The 22,791-nt window shown below is 63.3% G+C and carries 18 protein-coding genes; 5 read left to right on the top strand and 13 right to left on the bottom strand.

Translation table 11 applies throughout. The features are described 5' to 3' along the window. The first annotated feature begins 77 nt into the window (after window positions 1-77). Window positions 78-1,973: an anthranilate synthase family protein gene (locus JSO19_RS12580; protein ID WP_270911996.1), complete on the top strand. Its 1,896-nt coding sequence runs from the start codon at window positions 78-80 to the stop codon at window positions 1,971-1,973. Here JSO19_RS12580 and JSO19_RS12575 read toward each other — a convergent pair. From JSO19_RS12575 to JSO19_RS12565, 3 genes are all read right to left on the bottom strand, one after another. Continuing rightward, complete coding sequence (locus JSO19_RS12575) at window positions 1,963-4,230, bottom strand: heavy metal translocating P-type ATPase (RefSeq protein ID WP_270911995.1); 2,268 nt, start codon at window positions 4,228-4,230, stop codon at window positions 1,963-1,965. The genes JSO19_RS12580 and JSO19_RS12575 overlap by 11 nt on opposite strands. A 65-nt stretch (window positions 4,231-4,295) precedes the next feature. Continuing rightward, a complete protein-coding gene (locus JSO19_RS12570; RefSeq protein WP_270911994.1) occupies window positions 4,296-4,451 on the bottom strand; it encodes a hypothetical protein in 156 nt (51 codons plus the stop codon). Further along, window positions 4,451-4,660 carry a heavy-metal-associated domain-containing protein gene (locus JSO19_RS12565; protein ID WP_270911993.1) on the bottom strand — a complete coding sequence of 70 codons (210 nt, stop codon included), beginning with the start codon at window positions 4,658-4,660 and terminating at the stop codon, window positions 4,451-4,453. Before JSO19_RS12565 ends, JSO19_RS12570 begins: the two co-directional genes overlap by 1 nt. A gap of 184 nt (window positions 4,661-4,844) precedes the next feature. Between JSO19_RS12565 and JSO19_RS12560 the strand changes: the two genes are divergently transcribed. Both JSO19_RS12560 and JSO19_RS12555 read left to right on the top strand, forming a co-directional pair. Continuing rightward, complete coding sequence (locus tag JSO19_RS12560) at window positions 4,845-7,007, top strand: heavy metal translocating P-type ATPase (protein WP_442915697.1); 2,163 nt, start codon at window positions 4,845-4,847, stop codon at window positions 7,005-7,007. Then, window positions 7,004-7,315, top strand: a complete 312-nt coding sequence (locus JSO19_RS12555; RefSeq protein ID WP_270911992.1) for a metal-sensitive transcriptional regulator — start codon at window positions 7,004-7,006, stop codon at window positions 7,313-7,315. Before JSO19_RS12560 ends, JSO19_RS12555 begins: the two co-directional genes overlap by 4 nt. 51 nt (window positions 7,316-7,366) lie before the next feature. Here JSO19_RS12555 and JSO19_RS12550 read toward each other — a convergent pair whose 3' ends face one another. Then, window positions 7,367-7,834, bottom strand: a complete 468-nt coding sequence (locus JSO19_RS12550) for a GNAT family N-acetyltransferase (protein WP_270911991.1) — start codon at window positions 7,832-7,834, stop codon at window positions 7,367-7,369. A gap of 157 nt (window positions 7,835-7,991) precedes the next feature. Here JSO19_RS12550 and JSO19_RS12545 point away from each other — a divergent pair, with 157 nt between their 5' ends. Then, a complete protein-coding gene (locus tag JSO19_RS12545; RefSeq protein ID WP_270911990.1) occupies window positions 7,992-9,389 on the top strand; it encodes an aminotransferase-like domain-containing protein in 1,398 nt (465 codons plus the stop codon). A 27-nt stretch (window positions 9,390-9,416) separates the two neighbouring features. Then, a complete protein-coding gene (locus JSO19_RS12540) occupies window positions 9,417-10,184 on the top strand; it encodes a Pr6Pr family membrane protein (RefSeq protein ID WP_270911989.1) in 768 nt (255 codons plus the stop codon). On the opposite strand, the gene JSO19_RS12535 is transcribed toward JSO19_RS12540, so the two are convergent. The 9 genes from JSO19_RS12535 to JSO19_RS12495 all read right to left on the bottom strand — a co-directional run bounded on the left by JSO19_RS12535 (window position 10,177) and on the right by JSO19_RS12495 (window position 22,791). Continuing rightward, window positions 10,177-12,360 carry a YhgE/Pip domain-containing protein gene (locus JSO19_RS12535; RefSeq protein ID WP_270911988.1) on the bottom strand — a complete coding sequence of 728 codons (2,184 nt, stop codon included), beginning with the start codon at window positions 12,358-12,360 and terminating at the stop codon, window positions 10,177-10,179. The two genes, JSO19_RS12540 and JSO19_RS12535, sit on opposite strands and share 8 nt — an antisense overlap. Further along, window positions 12,357-14,915: a YhgE/Pip domain-containing protein gene (locus JSO19_RS12530; protein ID WP_270911987.1), complete on the bottom strand. Its 2,559-nt coding sequence runs from the start codon at window positions 14,913-14,915 to the stop codon at window positions 12,357-12,359. The genes JSO19_RS12535 and JSO19_RS12530 overlap by 4 nt, the downstream gene beginning before the upstream one ends. Continuing rightward, window positions 14,884-15,096 carry a YhgE/Pip domain-containing protein gene (locus JSO19_RS12525; RefSeq protein WP_270911986.1) on the bottom strand — a complete coding sequence of 71 codons (213 nt, stop codon included), beginning with the start codon at window positions 15,094-15,096 and terminating at the stop codon, window positions 14,884-14,886. Before JSO19_RS12525 ends, JSO19_RS12530 begins: the two co-directional genes overlap by 32 nt. A 105-nt stretch (window positions 15,097-15,201) precedes the next feature. Continuing rightward, window positions 15,202-16,824 (bottom strand): ATP-binding cassette domain-containing protein, encoded by a 1,623-nt coding sequence (locus tag JSO19_RS12520; protein ID WP_270911985.1) that lies wholly within the window; start codon window positions 16,822-16,824, stop codon window positions 15,202-15,204. Then, on the bottom strand, window positions 16,814-18,529 hold the full coding sequence (locus JSO19_RS12515; RefSeq protein WP_270911984.1) for an ATP-binding cassette domain-containing protein: 1,716 nt from the start codon (window positions 18,527-18,529) through the stop codon (window positions 16,814-16,816). The genes JSO19_RS12520 and JSO19_RS12515 overlap by 11 nt, the downstream gene beginning before the upstream one ends. Then, window positions 18,526-19,467 (bottom strand): ABC transporter ATP-binding protein, encoded by a 942-nt coding sequence (locus tag JSO19_RS12510; protein WP_270911983.1) that lies wholly within the window; start codon window positions 19,465-19,467, stop codon window positions 18,526-18,528. The genes JSO19_RS12515 and JSO19_RS12510 overlap by 4 nt, the downstream gene beginning before the upstream one ends. Further along, the gene (locus JSO19_RS12505; RefSeq protein ID WP_270911982.1) at window positions 19,464-20,540 is read right to left on the bottom strand and encodes a FecCD family ABC transporter permease; all 1,077 of its coding nucleotides are present in this window, start codon (window positions 20,538-20,540) and stop codon (window positions 19,464-19,466) included. Before JSO19_RS12505 ends, JSO19_RS12510 begins: the two co-directional genes overlap by 4 nt. Beyond that, window positions 20,537-21,628, bottom strand: a complete 1,092-nt coding sequence (locus JSO19_RS12500; RefSeq protein ID WP_270911981.1) for a FecCD family ABC transporter permease — start codon at window positions 21,626-21,628, stop codon at window positions 20,537-20,539. Before JSO19_RS12500 ends, JSO19_RS12505 begins: the two co-directional genes overlap by 4 nt. Before the next feature lie 98 nt (window positions 21,629-21,726). Then, window positions 21,727-22,791 (bottom strand): ABC transporter substrate-binding protein, encoded by a 1,065-nt coding sequence (locus JSO19_RS12495; RefSeq protein ID WP_270911980.1) that lies wholly within the window; start codon window positions 22,789-22,791, stop codon window positions 21,727-21,729.

Below are 22,791 nucleotides of genomic sequence, written 5' to 3'. Positions count from 1 at the left end.
TCACAGACCGTCGCACGAGACGGTCTTTTTCTTTGCGCCAGAGCATGGGCCGTCTCTTCGCCAAGAGAGAGAACATCATGGCCCTTACGCTCACCGAACTGCTCGCCCAGCAACACTCGTATGCGCTTCTCAGCCGTACGCCAGGCTCCATCGAGGTGCTCCAGGGAACGCTTGAAGACGTGGCGACCATCGCAGAGATTCCACTCAACACCGCCGATGGCCGCCCACAAGAGGTCCTCAGCCTCGTGCCATACCGCCAGGTGACAGAACGTGGCTTCGAGTGCATCGACGACGGCGCTCCGCTGCGCTGCCTCGTCGTCACCGACCGCAGCACCGTCACCACACAAGCATTTCTTGATGCCCACGCACAGACGGAAACCCCAACGACCATCGAGGGCGGCGCCTTCGATCAGAGCGACGAGCAATACGCCGAGACGGTTCGCCGGGTCATCACCGACGAGATCGGTAGCGGCCAAGGCGCGAACTTCGTCATACGCCGCGACTACGTCGGCACGGTAAAGGGTGGCGATTTCGCGGCCGCTCGCAACGCTTTCGCGTCGCTCATCACCCAGGAACGCGGCGCGTACTGGACCTTCATGATCGTCACCCCCGATCTCTTGGCCGTTGGCGCGAGCCCCGAGGCTCATGTGACCGTGCACGACGGAACGGTGACAATGAACCCCATCTCGGGAACCCTGAGGCACGGCACCTCTGGCCCCACGGCACAAGCGCTCACCGCTTTTCTCGACAACACGAAAGAGACCGAAGAACTTTTCATGGTCGTCGATGAAGAGCTCAAGATGATGGCTGAGGTGTGCTCGTCTGGCGGCCAGGTAACGGGCCCCTCACTCAAACGCATGTCGCAGCTCACCCATACCGAGTACCGACTGCGGGGCACGAGTTCACTCGATCCGCGAGACATCGTTCGCGCCACCATGTTCGCCCCGACCGTGACCGGCTCACCGATGCAAAACGCGTGCTCAATCATCGCCAAGCACGAGGCACGCCCCCGAGGCTACTATTCGGGAATCGCCGCGCTGTTCACGCCCGCGGCAGGTGGGAGCGGGCACGACCTTGACGCCCCCATTCTCATTCGAACCGCGTACTTCGCTGACGGCACGGTTCGGGTACCGGTCGGGGCAACGCTCGTGCGACACTCTGATCCAGCTGGCGAGGTGAGCGAGACACACGGCAAGGCCGCAGGGGTCTTGCGGGCGCTCGGGGTGCTCGGCGATGCCGGTCGCCGTGCCGCTGGCACGCCCGAGCACCACGGCCAAGCACATGACGATCACGAGCCACGCCTCAGCACCGCTGACGAGCAAGCGCTGCTGCACGCCCGCAACGAGCGACTCACCCCGTTCTGGCTCAACCCGCAGAGCGTCGCCCCAAACGCACCATACGTGGGCATGACCGCCGTGGTGGTCGACGCCGAAGATCGTTTCACGACCATGCTCGCACACCAACTACGCCACCTCGGCTTCACGGTAACCGTCGTCCCGTGGAGCGACGTGAGCACCGGATCGCTTGGAGCCGACCTCGTGGTTGCGGGCCCTGGGCCCGGCGATCCGCTCGACGTGACCGACCCCCGCATCGCCCGCATGCACGCAATCATCGCGGCTCGCGTCGAGGCCGGGCTGCCGCTACTTGCAGTGTGCCTCAGCCACCAGATTCTTGCGCACCTCAACGGCTTTGCACTCGCTCGACTCCCCGAGCCGAGGCAGGGCGTGCAGCTCACGGTAGATCTTTTCGGGAAGCCCGCGACAATCGGTTTTTACAACACGTTTACGGCACGCATCGCGGCGGGCGGAGTACCGCTCGGCGGGCCCGAGGTCGCGAGCGACCCCGCAACCGGCGATGTGCACGCGTTGCGGGGTCCTGGCTTTGCCTCGGTGCAGGGGCACCTTGAGTCGATCCTCTCGCGAGACGGGATCGAGAGCCTCGGGCGGCTCGTGCACAGCGCGCTTAGGGAGTAACGCTCTTGAAACCGCGCAACCGCAGGCTGTTGCCAACGACGAACACGCTGGAGAAGGCCATCGCGGCACCGGCGAGCATGGGGTTCAGCATGCCGAGCGCGGCGACAGGAATCGCTGCGGTGTTGTAGGCGAAGGCCCAGAACAGGTTCGTCTTGATGGTGCTGAGCGTTTTACGTGAGAGCCGAATCGCATCGACGGCCCCCATGAGGTCGCCCCTCACGAGGGTGATGTCAGAGGCCTCGATCGCGACGTCGGTTCCGGTCCCCATCGCAAGGCCAAGATCGGCCTGAGCGAGAGCCGGGGCGTCGTTCACGCCGTCGCCCACCATCGCCACGATCTTGCCCTCTGACTGCAGCCGCGTCACAACGTCGACCTTTTCGCTTGGCAATACCTCAGCGATTACCTCGTCGATGCCCACCTCGTGAGCGATGTGACGTGCGACAGCCTCGTTGTCGCCCGTAAGCAGCATCGGGGTGAGACCGATCTCGCGGAGTTTTGCGATCGCGGCCGCACTCGTTGGCTTGACCGTGTCGGCAACCACGAGCACGCCTCGCGCCTCGCCATCCCAGCCAACCGCGACCGCGGTCTTTCCCTCGCTCTCGGCCTTTGCTTTCGCTGCCGCGACCTCGGGGGTGAGGTGTTGTGCCCAGTCTGCGAGCAGCGTTTCGCGGCCAACAACAATCGAGTGTCCTGAGACGACACCCTGCACGCCCTTCCCGACGATGTTCGCAAAATCTTCGGGCGTGGGCAACGCACCAACCTCGGCCGTCGCCGCTGTGGCAATGGCCTGCGCGATCGGGTGTTCTGAGGCGTTTTCAATCGCTCCCGCGAGCTGCAAGAGCTGCGAACGCTCGGTGCCGGGCTCGGTGATGACGTCGACGAGCGACATTTTGCCCGTCGTCACGGTGCCGGTCTTGTCGAGCACAATGGTGTCAACCTTGCGAGTCGACTCGAGCACCTCGGGCCCCTTGATGAGAATGCCCATCTGTGCGCCGCGTCCGGTACCCACGAGCAGCGCAGTGGGTGTCGCGAGGCCGAGAGCACAGGGGCACGCAATGACGAGCACCGCGACCGCCGCAGTGAAGGCGGCTGAGACGGGAAAACCTGCCCCGAGCCACGCGCCGAGGGTGACGACCGCGACCATGATGACGATGGGCACGAAAATGCCCGAGATACGGTCGGCAAGGCGTTGCACCTCTGCCTTGCCCGTTTGTGCGTCTTCGACGAGCTTCGCCATCTGCGCGAGCTGGGTGTCTTCTCCCACACGCGTGGCGCGCACGATGAGACGGCCCCCTGCGTTCACGGTGGCACCAGTGACGGCGTCGCCCTCGACAACTTCGACGGGCACTGATTCACCCGTGAGCATCGACTCGTCAACGGCCGAGCTTCCCGAAACAACGAGACCATCGGTTGCAATCTTCTCGCCCGGCCGCACGACGAACTCGTCGCCGACCTGTAGCTCGGCGGTCGCAATGAGCACTTCTGCCCCGTTGCGGATCACCGCCACCTCTTTCGCCCCCAACTCGAGCAGGGCGCGTAACGCTGCCCCGGCCTGACGTTTCGAGCGTTTTTCGAAATAGCGGCCCGCGAGAATGAACATGGTGACGCCAGCACCAACCTCGAGGTAGATATTCGATGCCCCGTCGGAGGGCGCGATCGTGAACTCGAAGGCGTGCGTCAGCCCGGGCTCGCCCGCAGTGCCGAAGAAGAGCGCGTAGAGAGACCAAAGAAATGCGGCGCTCGTTCCCATAGAGATGAGCGTGTCCATGGTCGCGGTGCCGTGCTTGAGGTTGACCCAGGCGGCCTTGTGAAACGGCCAAGCAGCCCACACGATGACGGGAGCAGCGAGTGCGAGTGATGCCCACTGCCAATACGTGAACTGCAGAGCGGGAACCATGGCCATCGCGATGACGGGAACCGTGAGCCAGACCGACCCAATCAACCGGTGCCTCAGCGCGATGAGCTCGCGGTCGTCGGCTGTCTCGCCGTCATCAGCCGAGCTCGCACCTGGCGCCTTCGGGGGCTTGGGAAGCGCCGCGGTATAGCCTGTTTTTTCAACCTCGGCAACGAGCAGCCCCGGGTCATAACCCGCCGGAACCGTGACCCGTGCTTTCTCGGTCGCATAGTTCACAGTGGCTTCAACGCCATCGAGCTTGTTGAGTTTACGCTCGATGCGATTTGCGCACGATGCGCACGTCATGCCACCGATCTCAAGCTCGAAACCGGTGACGCCTGCGGCCTCTGCCGGTGCGGTCATGATGTCTTCCTCTCAACCCCTGCGTCGCTGCCTAACGTCAGCGCTGGGGCATACCGTGGGTGGTGTTAGTGATGTTCGCCGTGGTGTTCGGTGGTTGCAGCCCGCTCGTTCCAGTCATGAACCACCGAGTCAGGCACGAGCACGCCCGCGAGCCCGTATGCGGCCGCGAAGGCGACGATGAGCCCCGCCCCGTAAAAGGCGAGCTTCGTGCCGGCTCGCATTAGGCCCTCACAGCCGAGTATCCGGCTTCGGTGACGGCGGCAAAGACCTGATCATCACTCACATCAGTCGTTGCGTTCACAATCAGCTTGCCGTCGGTATGGCTTACCTGCACGCTCTCAACGCCTGCGATCTCTGAGACCTCTTCGCGAACCGACATCTCGCAGTGTCCACAGGTCATTCCGGTGACGGTGTACTCGGTCGTTGTCATAGTCTTTATCCTCTCATCAGATACCCCGAGGGGGTATGTTCACCTGTAACGATATACCCATTTGGGGTATTCCCGTCAATGGCAATTTCACACAATGCGCTTCACAGCACTGCCCCGTGCCGACCGCCAAAGACATTCACACCCCACCCTAGAAATATACCCCGCGGGGGTATATGGTGAACACATGCAGAGCAATCACCATCATCACGATCCCGAGGCCCATCCGGCAGCGATGGGTGATCACCATGGCCACGAAGCGCCAGCCGGGCTCGATCCGCACGCAAACCACAGCGATCACGATGGCCATGGCGGCCACGCCGACCACGCCGGCCAGTTCAGACGACTCTTCTGGGTCATGCTCGTACTGGCCGTTCCCGTCGTGAGCTACAACGCCATGTTTGCGAGCCTGCTCGGCTATACGCTCCCCTCTGCGTCCTGGGTTGCATGGGTCTCGCCAATCATCGGCACCCTCATGTACGCCCTTGGCGGTTGGCCATTCCTGAGGGGCGCCGCAGGAGAGCTGCGAGACCGCAAACCAGGCATGATGCTCCTCATCAGCCTCGCCATCACCGTCGCGTTTCTCTCATCATGGGGCGCAAGCCTCGACCTCTTGAGCCACGAGCTCGACTTCTGGTGGGAACTCGCCCTGCTCGTCGTCATTATGCTGCTCGGGCACTGGATCGAGATGCGCTCGCTCGCCCAAACCACCTCTGCACTCGATTCACTTGCGGCCCTACTGCCCGACGAGGCCGAAAAGATCGTGGGCGACCAGATCATCACGGTCTCGCCGACCGACCTCTCTGTCGGCGACACGGTTGTGGTGCGCCCAGGAGCAGCCGTGCCAGCCGACGGCCGCATCGTTGATGGCTCTGCGAGCATGGACGAGTCGATGATCACGGGCGAGTCGCAGACGGTGCGCCGCGATGCCGGCCAGCACGTTGTCGCGGGAACAATCGCGACCGACTCGGGGCTTCGGGTCGAGGTGACCGCGACGGGCGACGACACGGCGCTCGCGGGAATTCAGCAACTCGTTGCCAGCGCCCAGGCCTCGTCTTCTCGTGCCCAACGCATTGCCGACACCGCTGCTGGCTGGCTCTTCTGGTTCGCGCTCGGTGCTGCGGTTATCACGGCGGTCGCCTGGTCCCTCGTTGGGTTGCCCGACGCAGCCGTGGTGCGCACCATCACGGTGCTCGTCATTGCCTGCCCTCACGCGCTCGGCCTCGCGATTCCACTCGTCGTCTCGATCGCAACCGAACGCGCGGCTCGCGCCGGGGTGCTCGTGAAAGATCGCCTCGCGCTCGAGTCGATGCGCCAGGTCGACACCGTGCTCTTCGACAAGACCGGAACGCTCACGAAGGGCGAGCCAACCGTCACCGCCGTCGAACCCGCCCGCGGTTTCACTGAGCAACGCGTGCTCGAGCTCGCCGCGGCGGCAGAACACCGTAGCGAGCACCCCTTAGCTCGAGCCATCGTCGGCGCAGCCGAAGCGAAGGGGCTCAGCGTGAGCGGCGCGAGCAACTTCTCGTCGTCGCCCGCCGTCGGAGTTCGCGCGCGGGTCGGCGCAGCCACGATCGAGGTCGGAGGCCCCTACCTGCTCGAGCAACACTCGGCGAGCGAGCTACCCGTCGCTGACGAGTGGCGAGCGGAGGGCGCGATCATTCTGCATGTACTAGAAGACGGGGCCGTCATTGGAGCCCTTCGGCTCGCCGACGAGATCAGGCCAGAGTCATTCGATACGGTCAGAGCACTGCACCGTTCAGGCGTGCAGGTCGTCATGATCACGGGCGACGCTCAGGCGATCGCCGAGACCGTCGCCGAAGCACTCGGTGTCGACCGGGTCTACGCAGGCGTGCGCCCCGAAGACAAGGCCGCGAAGGTCGCCGAGCTCCAAGCCGAGGGGCGTCGGGTCGCCATGGTCGGCGACGGCGTGAACGATGCCCCGGCTCTCGCGCAGGCCGACGTTGGCATCGCGATTGGCGCGGGAACCGACGTGGCCATTGGATCGGCTGGCGTGATCCTCGCCTCATCTGACCCGCGATCAATACTGTCGATCATCGAGCTCTCGCGCGCGACGTACCGAAAGATGACGCAGAACCTCTGGTGGGCGGCAGGGTATAACCTTCTCTCGGTCCCACTCGCTGCGGGCGTGCTCGCTCCCATCGGCTTCGTGTTGCCGATGAGCGTCGGCGCAATACTCATGTCAGCGTCTACAATTGTGGTCGCCGCCAATGCGCAGTTGCTGCGGCGCCTCGACCTCGCACCAGAACAGAGCATCGCCCGCATTCTCGAAGGCCCTGCCATTCAGAGCCCGCCACCTACCCCAGCACGATCAGGAGCCGCATCATGACCGCCGAACCTCAGCACGAGCACGCACACCACGGCTACATCAGCGATAAAGACCGCTACCTCGCGCGCCTCAAGCGCATCGAGGGGCAGGCACGCGGCGTGCACCGCATGGTCGATGAAGAGGCCTACTGTATCGACATTCTCACGCAAATCAGCGCGATCACCTCGGCCCTCGAAAACGTCGCCTTGGGCCTGCTCAGTGACCACCTCGGCCACTGCGTCGTCGACGCCGCGAAACAGGGCGGCCCCGAAGCCGAGGCAAAGCTCAAAGAGGCCTCTGACGCCATCGCGCGGCTCGTGAAGTCGTAACTTGTCGCGCGGTTGCCGGCGAACGTTCTGCGAGCAACCGCGCGTCTCAGGTTATGCCGATGGCAGCGGATCAGCCTCGTAGGTCACCCACCTCGCCCGCGTCGCGAGCGTGTTGTAGAGGGCCTGGGCCTGGAGGTTGTCGTCGGCGGTGACCCACTCGACTCCCGAACGCCCCTCGGCTGCGGCCATGGCCTGGAGCCGTTCGATGAGTGCGCGCCCGACACCGCGACCACGCGCGGCAGGGTCGGTGAAGAGGTCGTCAAGGAAGATGCTCGTGGTCGCCGTATAGGGCGATGAGACTCGGCGATGGTGCGCGATGCCAAGGAGTGTTCCCTGCTGCTCGGCGACGAGCGCCTTGCACTCGTGCGTCGGGTCCATCATCCACCCCCAAGCGGTCGAGACGACGGCTTCCGAGGGTTCGAGCTCGTAGAACTCGCGGTATGCGCGAAAGAGTTCACGCCAGCGGGCTTCGTCGGCCATTTCGAGTGGGCGTACGGTGAGGGTGTTCTGTTCAGTCATGGGTTTCTTTCTGTGGGTACGTTCAATTGTGCTCGCCTCTCGGGCGACGCGCCAGTGCGCCGAGCGATGGCGGGGCACGGCCCTGAACACACTCCCTCACCGAAGAGCACCCAGTAACGCTCTTGCAAAATTGAGAGTAACGTTATCTAATAGCTTCATGATCCACGATAACAGAGCAGACGCAATCGCCGCGACTCTCGCCTATGAGGTCGCTCGTATGCGCACTGGTGAGAGACTTCCCGGAGTGCGCGAACTCTCAAAGCGGTTTCAGGCAAGTGCGGCGACGGTTTCTGACGCGCTCGCGCGGCTCGCGGCCCACGGGCTCGTGCGCACTGAGCCGGGCCGTGGCACCTTCGCGTCAGGCCCCAAACGCACGAGTGAGCCCGACTACTCCTGGCAGTCACAAACGCTCGGGCCAGCGCGTGTCGATGCCGACCGGGCAAGCCGGCTCGGCAGCTACGGTTCGGGCGAGCATCTACCCCTCTCGTGGGGCTACCTTTCGGGCGATATCCTCCCGCAAGAAGACCTGCAACGCATCACCTCAAGAGCCGCAAGGAACCCTCGCTCCTGGAGCATGACGGCCCCTGCGGGCTCGCCAGAACTCCGCCGCGTCATCGCAGCAGAGTATCGAGCCGACCCCGCCGATGTGCTCGTCGTCTCTGGCGGCCAACAGGGACTCGTGTTCGCGATGCGCACCCTCGCCGAACCCGGCGCAACGGTCATTACCGAGAGCCCCAGCTACCCCGGCGCAATTCTCGCAGCCCAGAGCGCAGGGCTCTCGATCGCGTCTGTTCCGGCCGACGCCGACGGGATCATCGTCGAGCGACTCGCGGGAGAACTCGAGCGCACCAAGGCCCGCATCATCTATCTCCAGCCAAGCTTCGCGAACCCAACCGGAGCCGTGCTCAGCCCATCGCGTCGGGCAGCCGTCATCGAGCTCGCTGCAGCACACGGCGCGTTCATCATCGAAGACGACTGGGCGAGACATCTTGCGTTCGCGCAGCAGCCTCCGCCGCCACTCTTTGGCGACGATCCGCACGGCCATGTCGTCACGGTGACGACCTTTTCAAAACCCGCTTCGCCAGGCCTGCGGCTCGGAGCGATCATCGCACGCGGGCCCGCTGGCGAGCGTCTTCGAGCATCGCGCACCGCCGACGACCTGTGCGTCTCTCCCCTCACCCAAGAGATCGGTGTGGCACTGCTCACCTCGCAAGCCTGGCCGAGACACCTGGGGCGCTTGCGCACCGCGCTCACCGAACGACGCAATGCACTGCTCGCAAGCCTCGAGACTTCGCTTCCCGAGGCCACGGTCACCACGAGACCCACTGGCGGTTTGCACCTCTGGGCGAAATTGCCGAGCGGCACCAACACCTCGCAGCTCACCGATGCCGCGTATCGCGCTGGACTCCTCGTGGGCGACGGCAGACATTTCTTCGTGAACGAACCCCCGGCACCATTCATACGGCTCTCGTTCGGCGCGGCAACACCAGCGCAAATCGCCGAGGGCGTTCGCGAGCTCGGCGCCGCGCTGAGGGACCTCACGAGCGCAGAGTAAGCGCAGCAACGCGATACAGTGAGGGGTATGCACGTGACGCAGCGAAACGAGACTCAGGCCACCGCTCACCACTTGCCCACCAGGGCAGCCGAAACCTCAGGAAGGTTCGTCGAGCGTGGAGCAATCGCTCACCGTTGGCTCGCCCTCGCGTACCGGGCCGGGGCGATTATCGCGATCGCGATGGGTATCGCGCGCATCACCGGGCTTTTCAGCGGATCACCCTCGTGGGACAGCCTGCTCTTTTTCACGGTGCAGAGCAACATCCTGTGCCTACTGTGGGTCGCAGCCCTCATCGTCGTGACCCTTCGCGACCTCGCCACTTCTGGAGCACACGGCACCTCGACGCCCTCAGCTCGCGTGAGCGGGGCTATCATGATGGCCATCACAGTGACGATGCTCATTTATCTCGTCGTGCTCGTTCCCACGACCTTCGAGCAGGCAGGCGACTACGAGGTTTTCTCACTCACCGACAACCTCGTGCACATCATCACCCCGTGCCTCGTGATCGTTGACTGGCTACTCTTCGTGCCGAAGGGATCGTTTCGCTGGATCGAGCCGCCCCTCTGGGCGCTCATTCCTTATGCGTACCTCGTTTTTGCCTTTACTGCGGGGGCAGCCGGGGTCGAGTTCAACCCCGGCCAGACCTACCCATACCCGTTCATGAACGTCGCCGAACTCGGCGTCGGCGGCGTTGCGCTGTGGATCATTGCCCTCAGCGTCGCGCTCATTGGCTTCGGCTACGTGTACGTCGTGGTCGACCAACTGCTCTCGCGAGTCGGCAAGCCCACTACATAAGCCTGGTCGACTCGATCGCCTCGATGAGCTTCTGGTTGCCCTTCATGAGCGGCCTGCGCAGTACGAGCCCGAGCAAGAGCGTGGGCACGAGGAAGAGCGCGAGCGAACCGATCGAGATCCAGAAATCGCCCTGATAGGTGCCAGCGAGCGCCGAGCGCAGCGCACTCACCGCGTGGGTTGCCGGCAGGAATGGGCTGATGTTCTGGAACCACTGAGGGAGCAGCTGCAGCGGGTATGCGCCGCCTGAACTCGAGATCTGAATCACGAGCAAGAGCACCGCGATCGCCTTGCCGGCGTTGCCGAAGGCGACAACGAGCGTGTAAATGAGCATGGTGAAGACCGTTGAGATCACCCAGCCGGCAAAGACGAGTAAGAACGGATGGGCTGGCTGCACCTGCACAAAGAGCATGAGACCAAGGCACAGGACGGTGCTCTGGAAGAGGCCGACGAGTGCAAAGATGCCGTAGCGGCCAATGTACGTTTGCGTTGGCGTCAGCGGCGTTTCGAGCTCCATGCCGTGGCGCGAAACCCCGACGCGAATCGATACGGCGGCGAGCAACGCACCGACCCATAGTGCGAGCACCGTGTAGAGCGGAGCCATCGCCGTACCAAAGCTCGAAACCTCGAACACCGGAATGCGGTTGAAGCTTGCCGGTTCTGAGAGCACGGCAGCGAGCATTTCTGGGTTCGCGCCTATGACGTCTGAAATAGCCGTGAGGTCACCAGAGTCGAGACTCTTCTCGAGAGCTTTCGAGAGCTTGTCGAAGCGCTCGGCTACCTCGGTGAGATCGTCAGCCGCCTCGGCCGTCGTCTCTTCGGCGCTCGTGAGCGCTTCGACGAGCGAGCCAGCGCCAGAGAGTCCGTTGGTGAGGCTTGAAAGGTCGGCGCCAACGCTTGAGACACCCGCCTTCACATCGGTGAGGGTTGCAGCGAGCTGCTGAAGCTTGGGTTCGAGACTCTTCGAGTAGGCGTCTGCCGCGTCTTGCACAGCGCCCTTCGCCTCATTCACAAGGGCAAGAATGTCCTGCTTCGTCTGCTGCTGTGAGGCCCGCGAGTCAGTGATGCTCTTCGCAGCAGCGTGCAAGCGGTCGCTCGCCGCCTGCTGCCGATCAATCGCACGGTCCATACTCTTGACGACCGCGTCAAAGCCAGGCTTGCTCTCGGGCGGCAAGATCGGCCCAACGGTGTTCACGAGTTCGTTGCGCACCGACCTAAAGTTCGCGATGTGCGTGTCGATGCTCTTCGCTGCCGCGGTCGTCGTTGATGCGAGGCTGCCAGCCTGCTGATCGGCGGCGCCGTACAGCGTATTGAGCTTGTCGGCGACCGCCCCGTAGCTCTCGGCGCTCGAGCTAAAGGCCTGACCCAGCGCCGAGAGCGCCACGTCAACCGTGTTCTTGAGTTCGTTTGCGCCCTGCACCGCGGTGCCTGAGGCATCGGCAACCTCACGCAACGACGAGCCGGCGGCCTCGGCAATGTCTGAAGCACTCGTCACGAGCGATGTGCTTGCACCAATGAGGGTGCTGAACATCTGCGCGGTCTCTGCCCCGGCTTTGAGTTGCGCCGAGATTTCACCCACGTGGGCCTGCATTTTCGACAGGGCAATTTGCGTGTCGGCGTCGTCGATGTACGACGAGAGCGAGTTGATGACGGTGAGTCCGACCTCGTTGAGGGTCTTCGTAAAGGCCTCGTTGATTTGTCGCGAGACCGTTCCAGCCCCCTGCTCGGTGATCTTCGGCGCGAGCGCGTTCTTCTTCTCGTTCGTGTAGTACTCGATCTCGGTTCGCTCGCTGCCGTGGGCATAGAACGAAAGCATGCGCGTGCTGAAGTCTTTCGGCATCACGATCGCGGCGTAGTACTCGCCGGTCTGCGTGCCCTCAATAGCCTCTTCCTCGGTGGTTACCACCCAGTCGAGGTCATCGTTGGCACGCAGCGCTGAGAGCACCTGCTCACCCACATTGATGCGCAACGGAAAGAGCTCGCTCTCGTGCCCCTCGTCAGAGTTCGCAACGGCGACCGTGAGCCCCTTCGTGTTCTCGAACGGGTTCCAGCTCGCAATCACGTTGAACCAGGTGAAGAGCGAGGGAATGACGATGAGGCCGAACACGACGATCATGGCCGTCATGTTCTGCGAAACACGTCGCATATCTTGCAGAAAAACCTGTGCGATATTTTTCATTCTCGCTCACCCCGGTCATGATCGTCGTGCTCACGCTCACGTTCTACTCGCTCATGCTCACGTTCGAGCATCGCTTCAAGTACTGCAAGCCCGTCTGGGTAAGCTTCATCGGCGACGGTGGTCTCTGCGATATCTTGCTTCGGCAACACCGCCGTTGCGGTCGGTTCAGCATCTGGCAGCGTGCCGCCCCACCCTGCTCCCATAGGAGCCGAGAGGATGAGTTTCTCACGAAGCTCTGCCTCACTCATGTCGCCAAGCTCGCTCGCCGAGCGAAGCGCCTGTCTGAGGTACTCGAGAATGATGAGGCTCGCGATAATGAACAGGCACACGCCAACCCAGAGGCCAAGGTAGGTCGCTGCGTTGTCGGGGTTTAGCCACGCAGCAAAGCCGAGCAGCACGAGAATCGCGATACCAGCGCTAATGACCACGCGCACAATCATTGGGTAGCGTCGCAAGAAGTTGAGAGCTTTGGGAACAACCTCTCGTCGGTAGCCTTCTTGGTTCGAGAGGGCCTGAATCACCCGCCCGAAGCGGTAGCGGCTGCCGACTACCTGTACGTCTTCGCTCACGAGCAGGTGCGTCGCAGCGATATTGCGGTTGAAGAAGAGGGTGAAGTGGCCGAGGTACTGACGCAAGACAAGCCCGAGCACCCCAGCAAGCGCGAAGAAGATCGCGAGAATGCCCATGCAGCGCCAGTACTCGCCGCCGTAGAAACCGCTCACGGTTTCACGAATCGCATCGATGCCATAGGTGAACGGCAGATACGGGTTCAACATCTTGAAGAACTCGGGCATCATCTCAATCGGGTAGAGACCCGCCGCGCCAGGAATCTGCATGATCACGAGAATGATGCAGAGACCCTTGCCCACGTAGCCAAACGACACCGAGAGGGCGTAGATGATGCTGAAGTAGGCGAGGCCAATAAGCACACCCGTTGTAATGAACACGACAGGGTTCACCGTTTGCACCCCGAGCATGAGCGTGCCGACGCACAGGAGCACCGCCTGCAGAACGCTCAGCACGGCGAGGAACAGCCAGCGGCCAACGTACGCTTCGCGCACGGTAATATCGCCCACCTCATCGCGGTCAACCTCAAGCCTGAAAATAACCATGAGCACGAAGGCCCCGATCCACAACGAGAGGTTCATGAAGAGCGGCGCCATAGCGTCGCCGTATGCTTCGACGGGAAAGAGGACGTGCTCGTTGACCTCGACTGGCGACGCCATGAAGTGCGCGATGCGCTCGGCATTCAGCCCCGTGAGGGTTTGCAGCTTGTTCCAGGTGTCGGCGCTGCTGAGTGCGAGCACATCAGTGCGAATCGTCTCGAGGCTTTTCTGGGTCGCCGCAAGGTTCTTGTCGAGCGCTGCGAGGGCATCATTCGTGCCGCCCAGCTGCGTCTCGAAGTTGTCGAGCAAATTCGAGACCTGCACGAGCTGCGTGCGCTGGCCGTCGATCGTGGCTGAGAAGGCCTCGGCGCTCGAACCCAGCAGTGAGATTGCACGGTTCAAGTCTGGCACCACCTGCGCGAGACTATCGCGGGTCTTTGCCGACGATGAGGCTGCCTGTTGCACGGCGTCGTTCAACGAATCGGCCGTCGCCTGTGTCGCGGCCATCGTTGAATCGAGGTCACCGTTCAAACTCTTCAGGCTCTTCAGCATGTCTTGATGCGCTGCGTTACTCGCCTCGACCGAAGCAATCGCCTTCGAAAGCTTGTCGGCGAGGTCTGAGGCCGGGTCGGCGTCTTCGAGCATGCTCTGCAGGTCGCGGAGCACCGCTCCATGGGCCGCCACGCTTGCTTCGACGGTGTCGATCGCGGTCGTGACCTCGCCGTTTGCCTGATGCACGCTCGTCGTGAGCTTCACGACCGTATCGTTCACCTTCGACGACGCGTCGGCAATACGGCCCGTTGCGGTCACGTAGGCGTTCAGCACCGTGTCGGTGAACTTCACGACCTCGCTCTGCAGTTCGACCGAGAGCGTCTGGATTTGGGCAACGGCGCTCTTCAGGTCGCCAAGCGTCGCATCGATCGAATCGATCGTGCGCTGGGCCGTGGCGATCTTGCCAGAGAAACCGTCCATCGTGCCCTGCAGCGAGGCGATGCGTTCGCGCGTCTCATCGACCTTGTCGGCCGTTTCGCGAAGCGCGTCGCTTGTGCCCTGCTGCGAGCTCGTGAGCTTGTCGGTGAGGTCTTCGCCAGCACCCTTGAGCGCCTCGGTGACGGCTTTGGCAACCTCAGAGATAAACGCGCTATTCACCTGGGCGTCGAGCGTTGATGCGCCGACGTCGGTGATCTTGGGGGCGATCGCGTTTTCTTTTTCGTTGACGTAGTACTGAAGCGTCGGGCGTTCGATCTTGCCATCGGCCAGCCCCGCGAAGTCTTCGCTGAACTCGGCCGGAATGATGATCGCGGCGTATGTGTCGCCCTTGCGCACCGACTCTAGGGCCTCTTTTTCACCGAGAAACTGCCACCCGAGATCATCGTTATCGCGGAGCTGTGTCTCAAGCTCTTCGCCAATATTGATGTCACCCGTCGCCTCCGAGGTTGCCCCCCTCATCGAGGTTCACCACGGCGACGGCGATATTTTCAGTGTTTGAGTATGGATCCCAAAACGCGGCGATATTGAACCAGGCGTAGAGCGACGGAGTCACAATTACGCCAACAATAATGATCCACGCTTTGGGTACGCGTGCGACTCTCTTGAAGTCGCGAGTAAAAACTCGCCAAACGTTACGCATCGCACCCCTTTTCCTAGCATCATCGAGTATATGCGCCTGGTGAGAACATACAATTTCACCGCGCCACTGTCGTTGATACCGCTACAAGTGTTCCGGGAGCTGACGTTAGTGCTGCACGCGGCTCGCCCCTAGCGAAGCGCTACCCCCATTCGTCAGGGGAGTAGCCGTTTCTGCGATCTCACGACCAAACTCTAATGGTATCCCTCTTGTGGGGCGCCATACCTGAACATCACCGTGGGCCACAATCAGCATTGTCGTCTCTGGATGTTTACTGAGAGCGTTCACGACGCGCTGTTCAGTCGCCGCGTCAAGCGCCGAGGTTGCTTCGTCGAGCACCAGAACGGGGGCGTTCTTGAGCAGCGCCCGCGCAATCGCAACACGCTGCTTTTCTCCTCCCGAGAGGGTGCTGCCACGATGCCCGACCCGCTGATGAATTCCCTGCGGATCACGCCCGAGCACCCCCTCAAGCGCTGCGAGACGCGCCACGCGCAAGACGTCATCGTCGCTGGCGAGCGGATCGCCGAGGCGAATGTTGTCGGCAAGACTCGTCGAAAAGATGACGGGGTCTTGCGCGACGTAGGCGACGCGGTTGGCGAGTTCTGAGTAGCGCAGTTCGGTGAGCGGCACCCCGCCGAGGGTGATCGCCCCTTCATCAGGGTCTTCAAAGCGCATGAGAAGGCCGAGCAGTGTGCTTTTCCCACTGCCGGTGGGGCCTGAAATAACGACGCGCTCCCCCGCAGCAATCGTCTCGTCGAGCGGACCGAGCACGCCTCGGTGCGACCGCACCGAGATGCCGAGTTCAGCCGACTGGGGTGTGCGTGGCTGTTCAGCCTCTGGTAGCACGGGAGCACCGGTGACCTCACGGAACTGTCTGAGCGAGTTTTGCAGGTCACGCAGTGACAGCCCCGCGGTGACGAGCGTTTCGAGGGGAGCCGCGGCTCGCATCGTGAGGAGCACGAGAGCGAGCGCCTCGGCGGGGCTGCTGCCGGGGCCCCAGACCAGGGTGAGCATTGCAGCGGCAAGCGGTGCTACCGTTGCGGCGCTCGCTGCCCCGGTAGCGAGCGCCGAGGCGCGGTTGATGCGTCGAAGGAGCTGCTGCTGGTCACGCTGCGCGGCACGCAGCCGCTCACTCGCGCGCTCTGGGCCAGCCATCGCGCGAAGGAGCTCTCGGTGCTCAAGCAGTTCGGTGGCGCCCACGGCAACCGCTTCGTCGCAGGCTGCTCGCCCTTGGTCGGCCCGAGCGAGTGAACGCTGTGCCACATACTGTGCGCAAAGAGCGACACCGAGACCCACGCCAACCCAAAGCGCCGCCGATGGCCGCACAACGAACGCCATCCCTCCAACGAGCAGCAGCGGAACGAGCGGAGCAACGATAAAGGTTTGCAGCGTGTGCGCTGGAACGCTCATCATCGAGGGAATAACTCTCGACGCGACGCCCGTCACGAGCGACCTGTTGCGCTCGGTAAACCACGAAAGCCTCGTTTCCGCGAGTGCCCCGCCGAGCTTCTCAAAAAGATCGCCGGCGAGCTTGGCGCCAGTGAGGTACCCCGACCGCTGCACCAGCACCGTCACTCCGAGCGCAACGAGGCTCGCCACGGCAACCGCCCCAGGCCCCTTTCCAGAAACGATGCTGAGCGCGAGAACGATATAGGCCGCAGCCTCACTAACGGCGACGACCACCCACCCGAGTGCGATGACGGCCAATCTTTTGCGTGTCTTACCGCGCATCCTGTGCTCCTTCTGGTGCCGCTACGCGCTCTGTGCGCGCGCACTGTTCTTCCTGGTGATTGTCTCCGCTGCGCTCCCCCGTGCTTTCTCCGAGCACCAGGGTCTCGTGCGCCAAGCCTGCGACTTCGTCATCGTGAGTGACGACGATGAGTGCGATCTCGGCTCGCTCACACTCGATGAGGAGCTCTCGCATGACCCGCTGCGCCGTATCTTGGTCGAGCGCGCTTGTCGGTTCATCGCACAGCACCACCCGCGCGTCGCCCACAAACACCCTCGCGAGACCAAGCCGTTGTTTCTCGCCTCCTGAGAGCACTGCGGCGTCGGCATCGAGCGCAACCGTGAGCTGGGCTCGGTCGAGGGCTTCGAGCATCGAAGCATCGCTCGCAGCGGGCGCGGCCACTGCGAGGTTTTCGCGCACGGTGCCCGCGAGTACGTCGGAGCCCTGCATAATGAGCATTACCCGCTCGTGAAGCGGGCGCTCGCCCGCCGTCTCTCCCGGGTCGCCGTGCAGCACGACGTTGCCGCTCGTTGGATCTTCGTGACCCGCCATGCAGCGAAGAAGCGTCGTTTTGCCCGTTCCTGAGACGCCACGAATGGCCGTCATCGTTGCAGGGCGAAAGTCGTGGCTGAGGTCGCGCCAGAGCACACGCTGCTCTGCCTGGAGCGAGACCCGGTCGAGTGAAATCACCGCGTCTACGGGACGAGCACCAGGAGAACCCACATCGATCCCGCTTTGCATCATCGTTGGGCCTCGCGTCTCGGCCTCCGCCGCAAAGGCTTTGAGCTCACCGGCGGCTATGCGCCCCGCACGAACGTAGTCGAGGCCGTGGCCAAGCCTGAGCGCGGGTGTGACGACCGCGAGGCTGAACATGAGCAGCACCGACAGCACCTCAACACTGTTCCCGTAGCCCACGAGGTACGCCACCGCATAGGTCACTGCGGCCTGCATCGCTGCCACCGCAACGCTGCCGAGGGTCGCGACCCGTTTGATCCACGTCACCATGCCACTGGTAAAAGCCCTGCTCTCGCGTTCGTAGTCGGCGCGAGCACCGGCCTCTGCACTGTAGAGCCTGCAGGTGGCGATGCCGCGCGTGTAATCATCGACCGCCGTGACGATGTCGCCCATGACCCGCATGCTCTCGGCTCCGTGCTTTGCCGAGGTGCGAGGCACGACCCACAGGTAGTACCCCGAGGCGATGAGCCCTGGAATCAGCGCAAGCAAGGAGAGCGGGCCGGCAACCGTGACTAGCGTCACGATCGAAGCCGCCGGCACGACCACGAGAGCGGCAATCTCTGCTGGCAGGTGCGCGACCATGTGGTGCAGAGCCGTGATGTTGTCGGTCACGAGCCTGCGCAGGTCGTTGCCACTGTAGCGCGCGACGGTACTCTCAGGCAACCGCATGAGGTGAGCCACCACCGATTCGCTCAGCCGGGCCGAGAACTGAGCCTCGGCATTGTGCGCGAGCCAGCTCGAGAGCGAGGCGCTCACAGCCGTCGCAACCCACAGCGCCCCGACCACGACCACCTGCCGCACGCTTGGCTGAACGATCACATCAATGAGTCCCCAGAGCGCGGCGAGCGAGAGGAGACCGGAGAGCGACGCGCAGAGCACCGCGCTCGCGAGCCCTGCCCGGCTCGGCCGCAGTGCACTCGCGATCATGCCTCGCTCCGCTCTGGCGCCGTTTGCGGTTCGGTGTCGTGTCATTGCAGTGCCCCCTCGGGTTCGGTGCGTTCGGTGTTGAGCGGTTGCTCGCTTGGCCGCTGGCCTGTGCCGCCGCCTTCACAACCCCGCTCGCGGGCCCGAGCACGGCCCCGCTCGCGGCCGAGCGGAACGACCTGCGGGGTGCCCACGGCGGGATCGTCAGTGATGAGGCAGCGAACCCGAAACACCCGCTCGACGAGGTCAACCGTTAAGACCTCATCAGGCGGGCCTTCAGCAACGATGCGGCCCTCATGCATAACGATGAGGTGTGTCGCATACCGGGCAGCCTGGTTGAGATCGTGTAGCACCGCGACGAGCGTGTGCCCCTGCTCATGCAGGTCAGTGCACAGCTCGAGCACCTCGATCTGGTGAGTGAGGTCGAGAAAGGTGGTCGGCTCGTCGAGCAGCAAGATGTCGGTTTGCTGGGCCAGTGCCATCGCGATCGAAACCCGTTGGCGCTGACCGCCCGACAGCTCTGCAACGAAGCGCTCCGAGAGCTCGGTCACGCCCGTCATTCGCATCGCGTCCCGCACCGCCGCCTCGTCGGCGCTCGACCACTGCCGCACGAGCCCCTGGTGAGCGAAACGACCGCGAGAGACAAGATCAGCGACGCGGATGCCGTCTGGGGTGACCTGGTTCTGTGGCAAGAGCCCCAGCTTCTTGGCAGCCTCTTTTGGCGCGTAACGCCTCAGCGGCTTGCCGTCGAGCAGCACCTCGCCGTGGCTCGGCTTGATGAGCCTCGCGAGTGCGCGCAGGAGCGTTGACTTACCGCAACCGTTTGGCCCGACGATGACGGTGAACGAGTTGTCGGGAATCGCCACCGACAGGTTCTCACTAATGAGTGTCCGCTCGTAGCCGATGCTCACGTCTTCTGCGCGCAGTCGCGAGGTCTGTGCGCCCGCCGTTTCTGAGGTTGCGCGGGTTACCTGCGCGTTCGTCATGAGTGCTTCCTTGTCTCTCGAATGAGCAGCCACATGAGATAGAGGCCGCCAAGGCACACGGTGATGAGGCCAACGGGCACCGTGCGAAAGAAGTGTGCGCTCGTGAGCGCGAGCAGTTGTGCCGCCGCGAGTAACGCGGCACCCATGCACGCCGAGGCTCCGAGCGTTACCCCCGCGCTCTTCGTGAGTCGTTTCGCGAGCTGCGGCGCAGAGAGTGCGATGAAGGGAATCGGGCCTGCCGCGGCCGTCACAATCGCCGTGGCAGCAACACCCAAGACGAGCAGGAGCGGCTTCGCGGTCACCGCGCGCACTCCCTGCGAGACCGCCGTGTCATCACCCAGTTCAAGCTGTCTGAGGGCTGGGGCGAGTGCGGCGAGCGCCACAAGCAACCCGCAGGCGAGCAGCAGTGCCGGGACGAGCGCCTGCCAGCTGATTCGGCCCAGCGATCCTGCATTCCAGAACCCGACGCTCATTGCGTCTTCAATATCGGCCCTCGTGATGAGGTACGAGTTGATCGAGCCGAGCATTGCTGAAACCCCGATGCCCACGATAATGAGGCGAAAGCTCTGGGTGCCGCCGCGATATGACAGCGCATACACGATCAGCGCGGTGAGAAGCCCGCCAACCATTGCGGCGAGCGCCACCGACCAGTAGTTATTCTTGCCCGCAATGAGCACCACGAGAACGACGGCGGTATATGAACCTGCGTCAAACCCGATGACGTCGGGTGAACCCAGCGGGTTTTTCGTGAGCGATTGAAACACCGCTCCCCCGGTTGCGAGCAGTGCGCCGCAGAGCACGCTTGCGATCGCGACGGGAAGCCGCCATTCTGTGACGACCATGCGGTGAAAGCTCTCACCTCCTCCGCCGAGTGCCTCAAACACCTGCCCGGGGCTCAGCGGATAGTCGCCAAAGCCGAGCGAGAGAAACGCCATGATGACGGCGAGCAGTGTGAGCACCGTGCACACGACCATGGTTCTCGTCCCCATACGCAGTGCGACCGAGCCACGGCGTACCGTAACAGCCCGATACCCGAAGCGAACCGGAGGCTGCGTTTCAAGACCCGCGTTCATAGACCGCTCGCTTTCTTCCGGCGCACGAGCGCGATGAGCACTGGGGCACCAACGAGTGCGGTCAAGACGCCAGCCTCCATCTCTCCGGGCCTCACGATGACCCTTCCGAGCACGTCTGCGGCGAGAACGAGCACACCCGCGGCGAGCGCTGTGTAGACGATGATCCACCGCTGATCAGGACCGGTGAACCAGCGCACGAGGTGCGGCACCGCAAGACCGATGAACGCGATGCCTCCCGTAAGTGCCGTCCCGGCACCCGCGAGCAGTGTCACCGCGACGATGCCAAGCACCCGAGTGCGCATCACGTTTGCCCCGAGAGCCACGGCTTGGTCATCGCCGAGGGCAACCGCGTTCAGCGATGTCGCGATCATGAGGGCAATCAAGATCCCGAGAGCAATGAAGGGCACGACGGTGAGCGTCTCTGTGACCGTGGTCCGAGCAACCGACCCCAGCCCCCAGCGACGAAACGATTGAAAGGTCTGCTCATCAATGAGCGTGAGAAACGTCGTGAACGCCATCAAGACAGCGGTGAGGGCAATGCCCGCGAGCACGAGCGTCACCGGCGAGGGCGACGAAGAGCCAGCAGCCCCCACGAGGTAGACAAGAACGGTGGCGACAACGGCCCCGATCATCGCGCACCAGACATAGCCCATGATGTCGGCTACCCCGAAAAACCCGACCCCGAGCACGACGGCGAAGCCCGCGCCCGCGTTCACACCGAGAATGCCTGGATCGGCGAGGGGGTTTCTCGTCATCGCCTGAATAAGCGCACCGGCAACACCAAAGGCGGCACCAGCAACAATCGCTACCAGGGTTCTCGGCACACGCAGACCCCACACGATCGACGAGGTCTCAGAGCCATCGGGGCTCACGATGCTCCGCCAGACGTCACTGAGGCTGAGCGGGTTGGCCCCGACGCTCAGGCTCAACGCAATGCCGAGTATGAGCAGGGCGAGCAGCACGACCGCCCCGAGGGCGCGACGAGCCGCGACCGTGCGGCGGGTGCTCCCGTGTTCGTCAGCCCTCACGGCTTGTGAGCCTTCAGGCATTCCGCGCGGTGGGGTGCTCGCTTGACCGAGTGCGGTCACGGGTTCTCCTTATCTGGCGTTCGGGCAACCGTTCTTGGTGGGCGGCGGCACCGAAGCGGCGGCGCCCACCAAGAACGGGTCATGGAACTCTTGCTGGCTTACAAGGTGTCGGCGAGCAAGGGCACGAGGTGGTCAGCGGCCCAGGCATTGCCGATTGGCCCACCGCTCGTGATGGCCCAGAGCAGATCGCCACCATCTTCGGTTTTGGGAGGCAGCTGAATAAAGCGACCAGAGGTGACCGCCCCAAGGTTCTGGAAGAGGTCGCGCCCCGTGAGCGCATCGAGTTCGGCATCACTTGCCGCAGCACTCTGACCGAGCAGGAGCACGTCGGCGTCAATCTTGCCGACGAGTTCGTCACTCACGGTCGTATCGCCGCTAAATGACGCGGCCTCGGGATTCTTCTCAAAGCCCAGGTCGGTGAGGAAGCCCTCGGGCGCCGAGCCTTCCTGCGAGAAGTACTGCAGCCCGTTGGCGGGGCCGTAGTAAATGGCCCAGGTTGCGGTTTTTCCAGCGAACTCTGGGTGCGCTTCACGAATCTCGGTGAAGTGCTCGTCGTGCTGCTCGATGACCGAGTGCGCGGTATCACTCAGGTCGAGCGCCTCACCAATGATCTCAATCGAGTCTTGCCAGCGGATCATGCGCTGGTCTGAGGCCGGGCTCGCAGCAACGGGAGCGATACTTGCGAGCTGGTCGTAGGAGTCGCCCAGGTCGCCGAAGCCCGGCACCCAACCCACCGCGATGATGAGGTCGGGTTCGCTCGCTGCGATCGCCTCGATGGGGATATCTTCGCCCATCATGTACTCGTAGGTCGTGAGTTCTTCAGCTCCGTGCTCGGCAAGGTAGCCTCCCTCACTCACAAAGTTTGAGCTCAGAACCGGCGTGACGCCAAGCGAGAGGAGCAGTTCGGTGTCGATCGCGTTTGGCACGATCGCAGCCACTCGCTCTGGGCGCTCTTCAAGCACTGTCTCGCCGTACGGCGTTTCGAGCGTGAGCGGGTATTCGGTCTTGCCTTCAGCAGCCGGCAGGAATGACTCAGCGCTCTGGCCGCTGTTCGTTGAGGCCTCGGCGTCGGAGTCAGCGTTCTTCGCGCAACCGCTCATGAGGAGGGTGAGGCTCAGCGCGAGGCCGACCGACCCGAAGAACCGTGTGGATGTGGTGTTCAA

The organism is Leucobacter sp. UCMA 4100 (assembly GCF_027853335.1).
In the GTDB taxonomy this organism is placed as follows: Bacteria; Actinomycetota; Actinomycetes; order Actinomycetales; family Microbacteriaceae; genus Leucobacter_A.
Note: the sequence above shows the minus strand (reverse complement) of the source record. Positions and strands in the feature narration are given on the sequence as shown.

Bases quoted from the DNA above. Each gene is read 5' to 3' on its own strand.
- JSO19_RS12555 (WP_270911992.1), top strand. From the start codon at position 7,004: ATGACCGCCGAACCTCAGCACGAGCACGCACACCACGGCTACATCAGC.
- JSO19_RS12580 (WP_270911996.1), top strand. From the start codon at position 78: ATGGCCCTTACGCTCACCGAACTGCTCGCCCAGCAACACTCGTATGCG.
- JSO19_RS12535 (WP_270911988.1), bottom strand. From the start codon at position 12,360: ATGAAAAATATCGCACAGGTTTTTCTGCAAGATATGCGACGTGTTTCG.
- JSO19_RS12550 (WP_270911991.1), bottom strand. From the start codon at position 7,834: ATGACTGAACAGAACACCCTCACCGTACGCCCACTCGAAATGGCCGAC.
- JSO19_RS12515 (WP_270911984.1), bottom strand. From the start codon at position 18,529: ATGACACGACACCGAACCGCAAACGGCGCCAGAGCGGAGCGAGGCATG.
- JSO19_RS12565 (WP_270911993.1), bottom strand. From the start codon at position 4,660: ATGACAACGACCGAGTACACCGTCACCGGAATGACCTGTGGACACTGC.
- JSO19_RS12570 (WP_270911994.1), bottom strand. From the start codon at position 4,451: ATGCGAGCCGGCACGAAGCTCGCCTTTTACGGGGCGGGGCTCATCGTC.
- JSO19_RS12520 (WP_270911985.1), bottom strand. From the start codon at position 16,824: ATGCGCGGTAAGACACGCAAAAGATTGGCCGTCATCGCACTCGGGTGG.
- JSO19_RS12525 (WP_270911986.1), bottom strand. From the start codon at position 15,096: ATGCGTAACGTTTGGCGAGTTTTTACTCGCGACTTCAAGAGAGTCGCA.
- JSO19_RS12575 (WP_270911995.1), bottom strand. From the start codon at position 4,230: ATGACCGCACCGGCAGAGGCCGCAGGCGTCACCGGTTTCGAGCTTGAG.
- JSO19_RS12560 (WP_442915697.1), top strand. From the start codon at position 4,845: ATGCAGAGCAATCACCATCATCACGATCCCGAGGCCCATCCGGCAGCG.
- JSO19_RS12510 (WP_270911983.1), bottom strand. From the start codon at position 19,467: ATGACGAACGCGCAGGTAACCCGCGCAACCTCAGAAACGGCGGGCGCA.
- JSO19_RS12545 (WP_270911990.1), top strand. From the start codon at position 7,992: ATGATCCACGATAACAGAGCAGACGCAATCGCCGCGACTCTCGCCTAT.
- JSO19_RS12530 (WP_270911987.1), bottom strand. From the start codon at position 14,915: ATGAGGGGGGCAACCTCGGAGGCGACGGGTGACATCAATATTGGCGAA.
- JSO19_RS12505 (WP_270911982.1), bottom strand. From the start codon at position 20,540: ATGAACGCGGGTCTTGAAACGCAGCCTCCGGTTCGCTTCGGGTATCGG.
- JSO19_RS12540 (WP_270911989.1), top strand. From the start codon at position 9,417: ATGCACGTGACGCAGCGAAACGAGACTCAGGCCACCGCTCACCACTTG.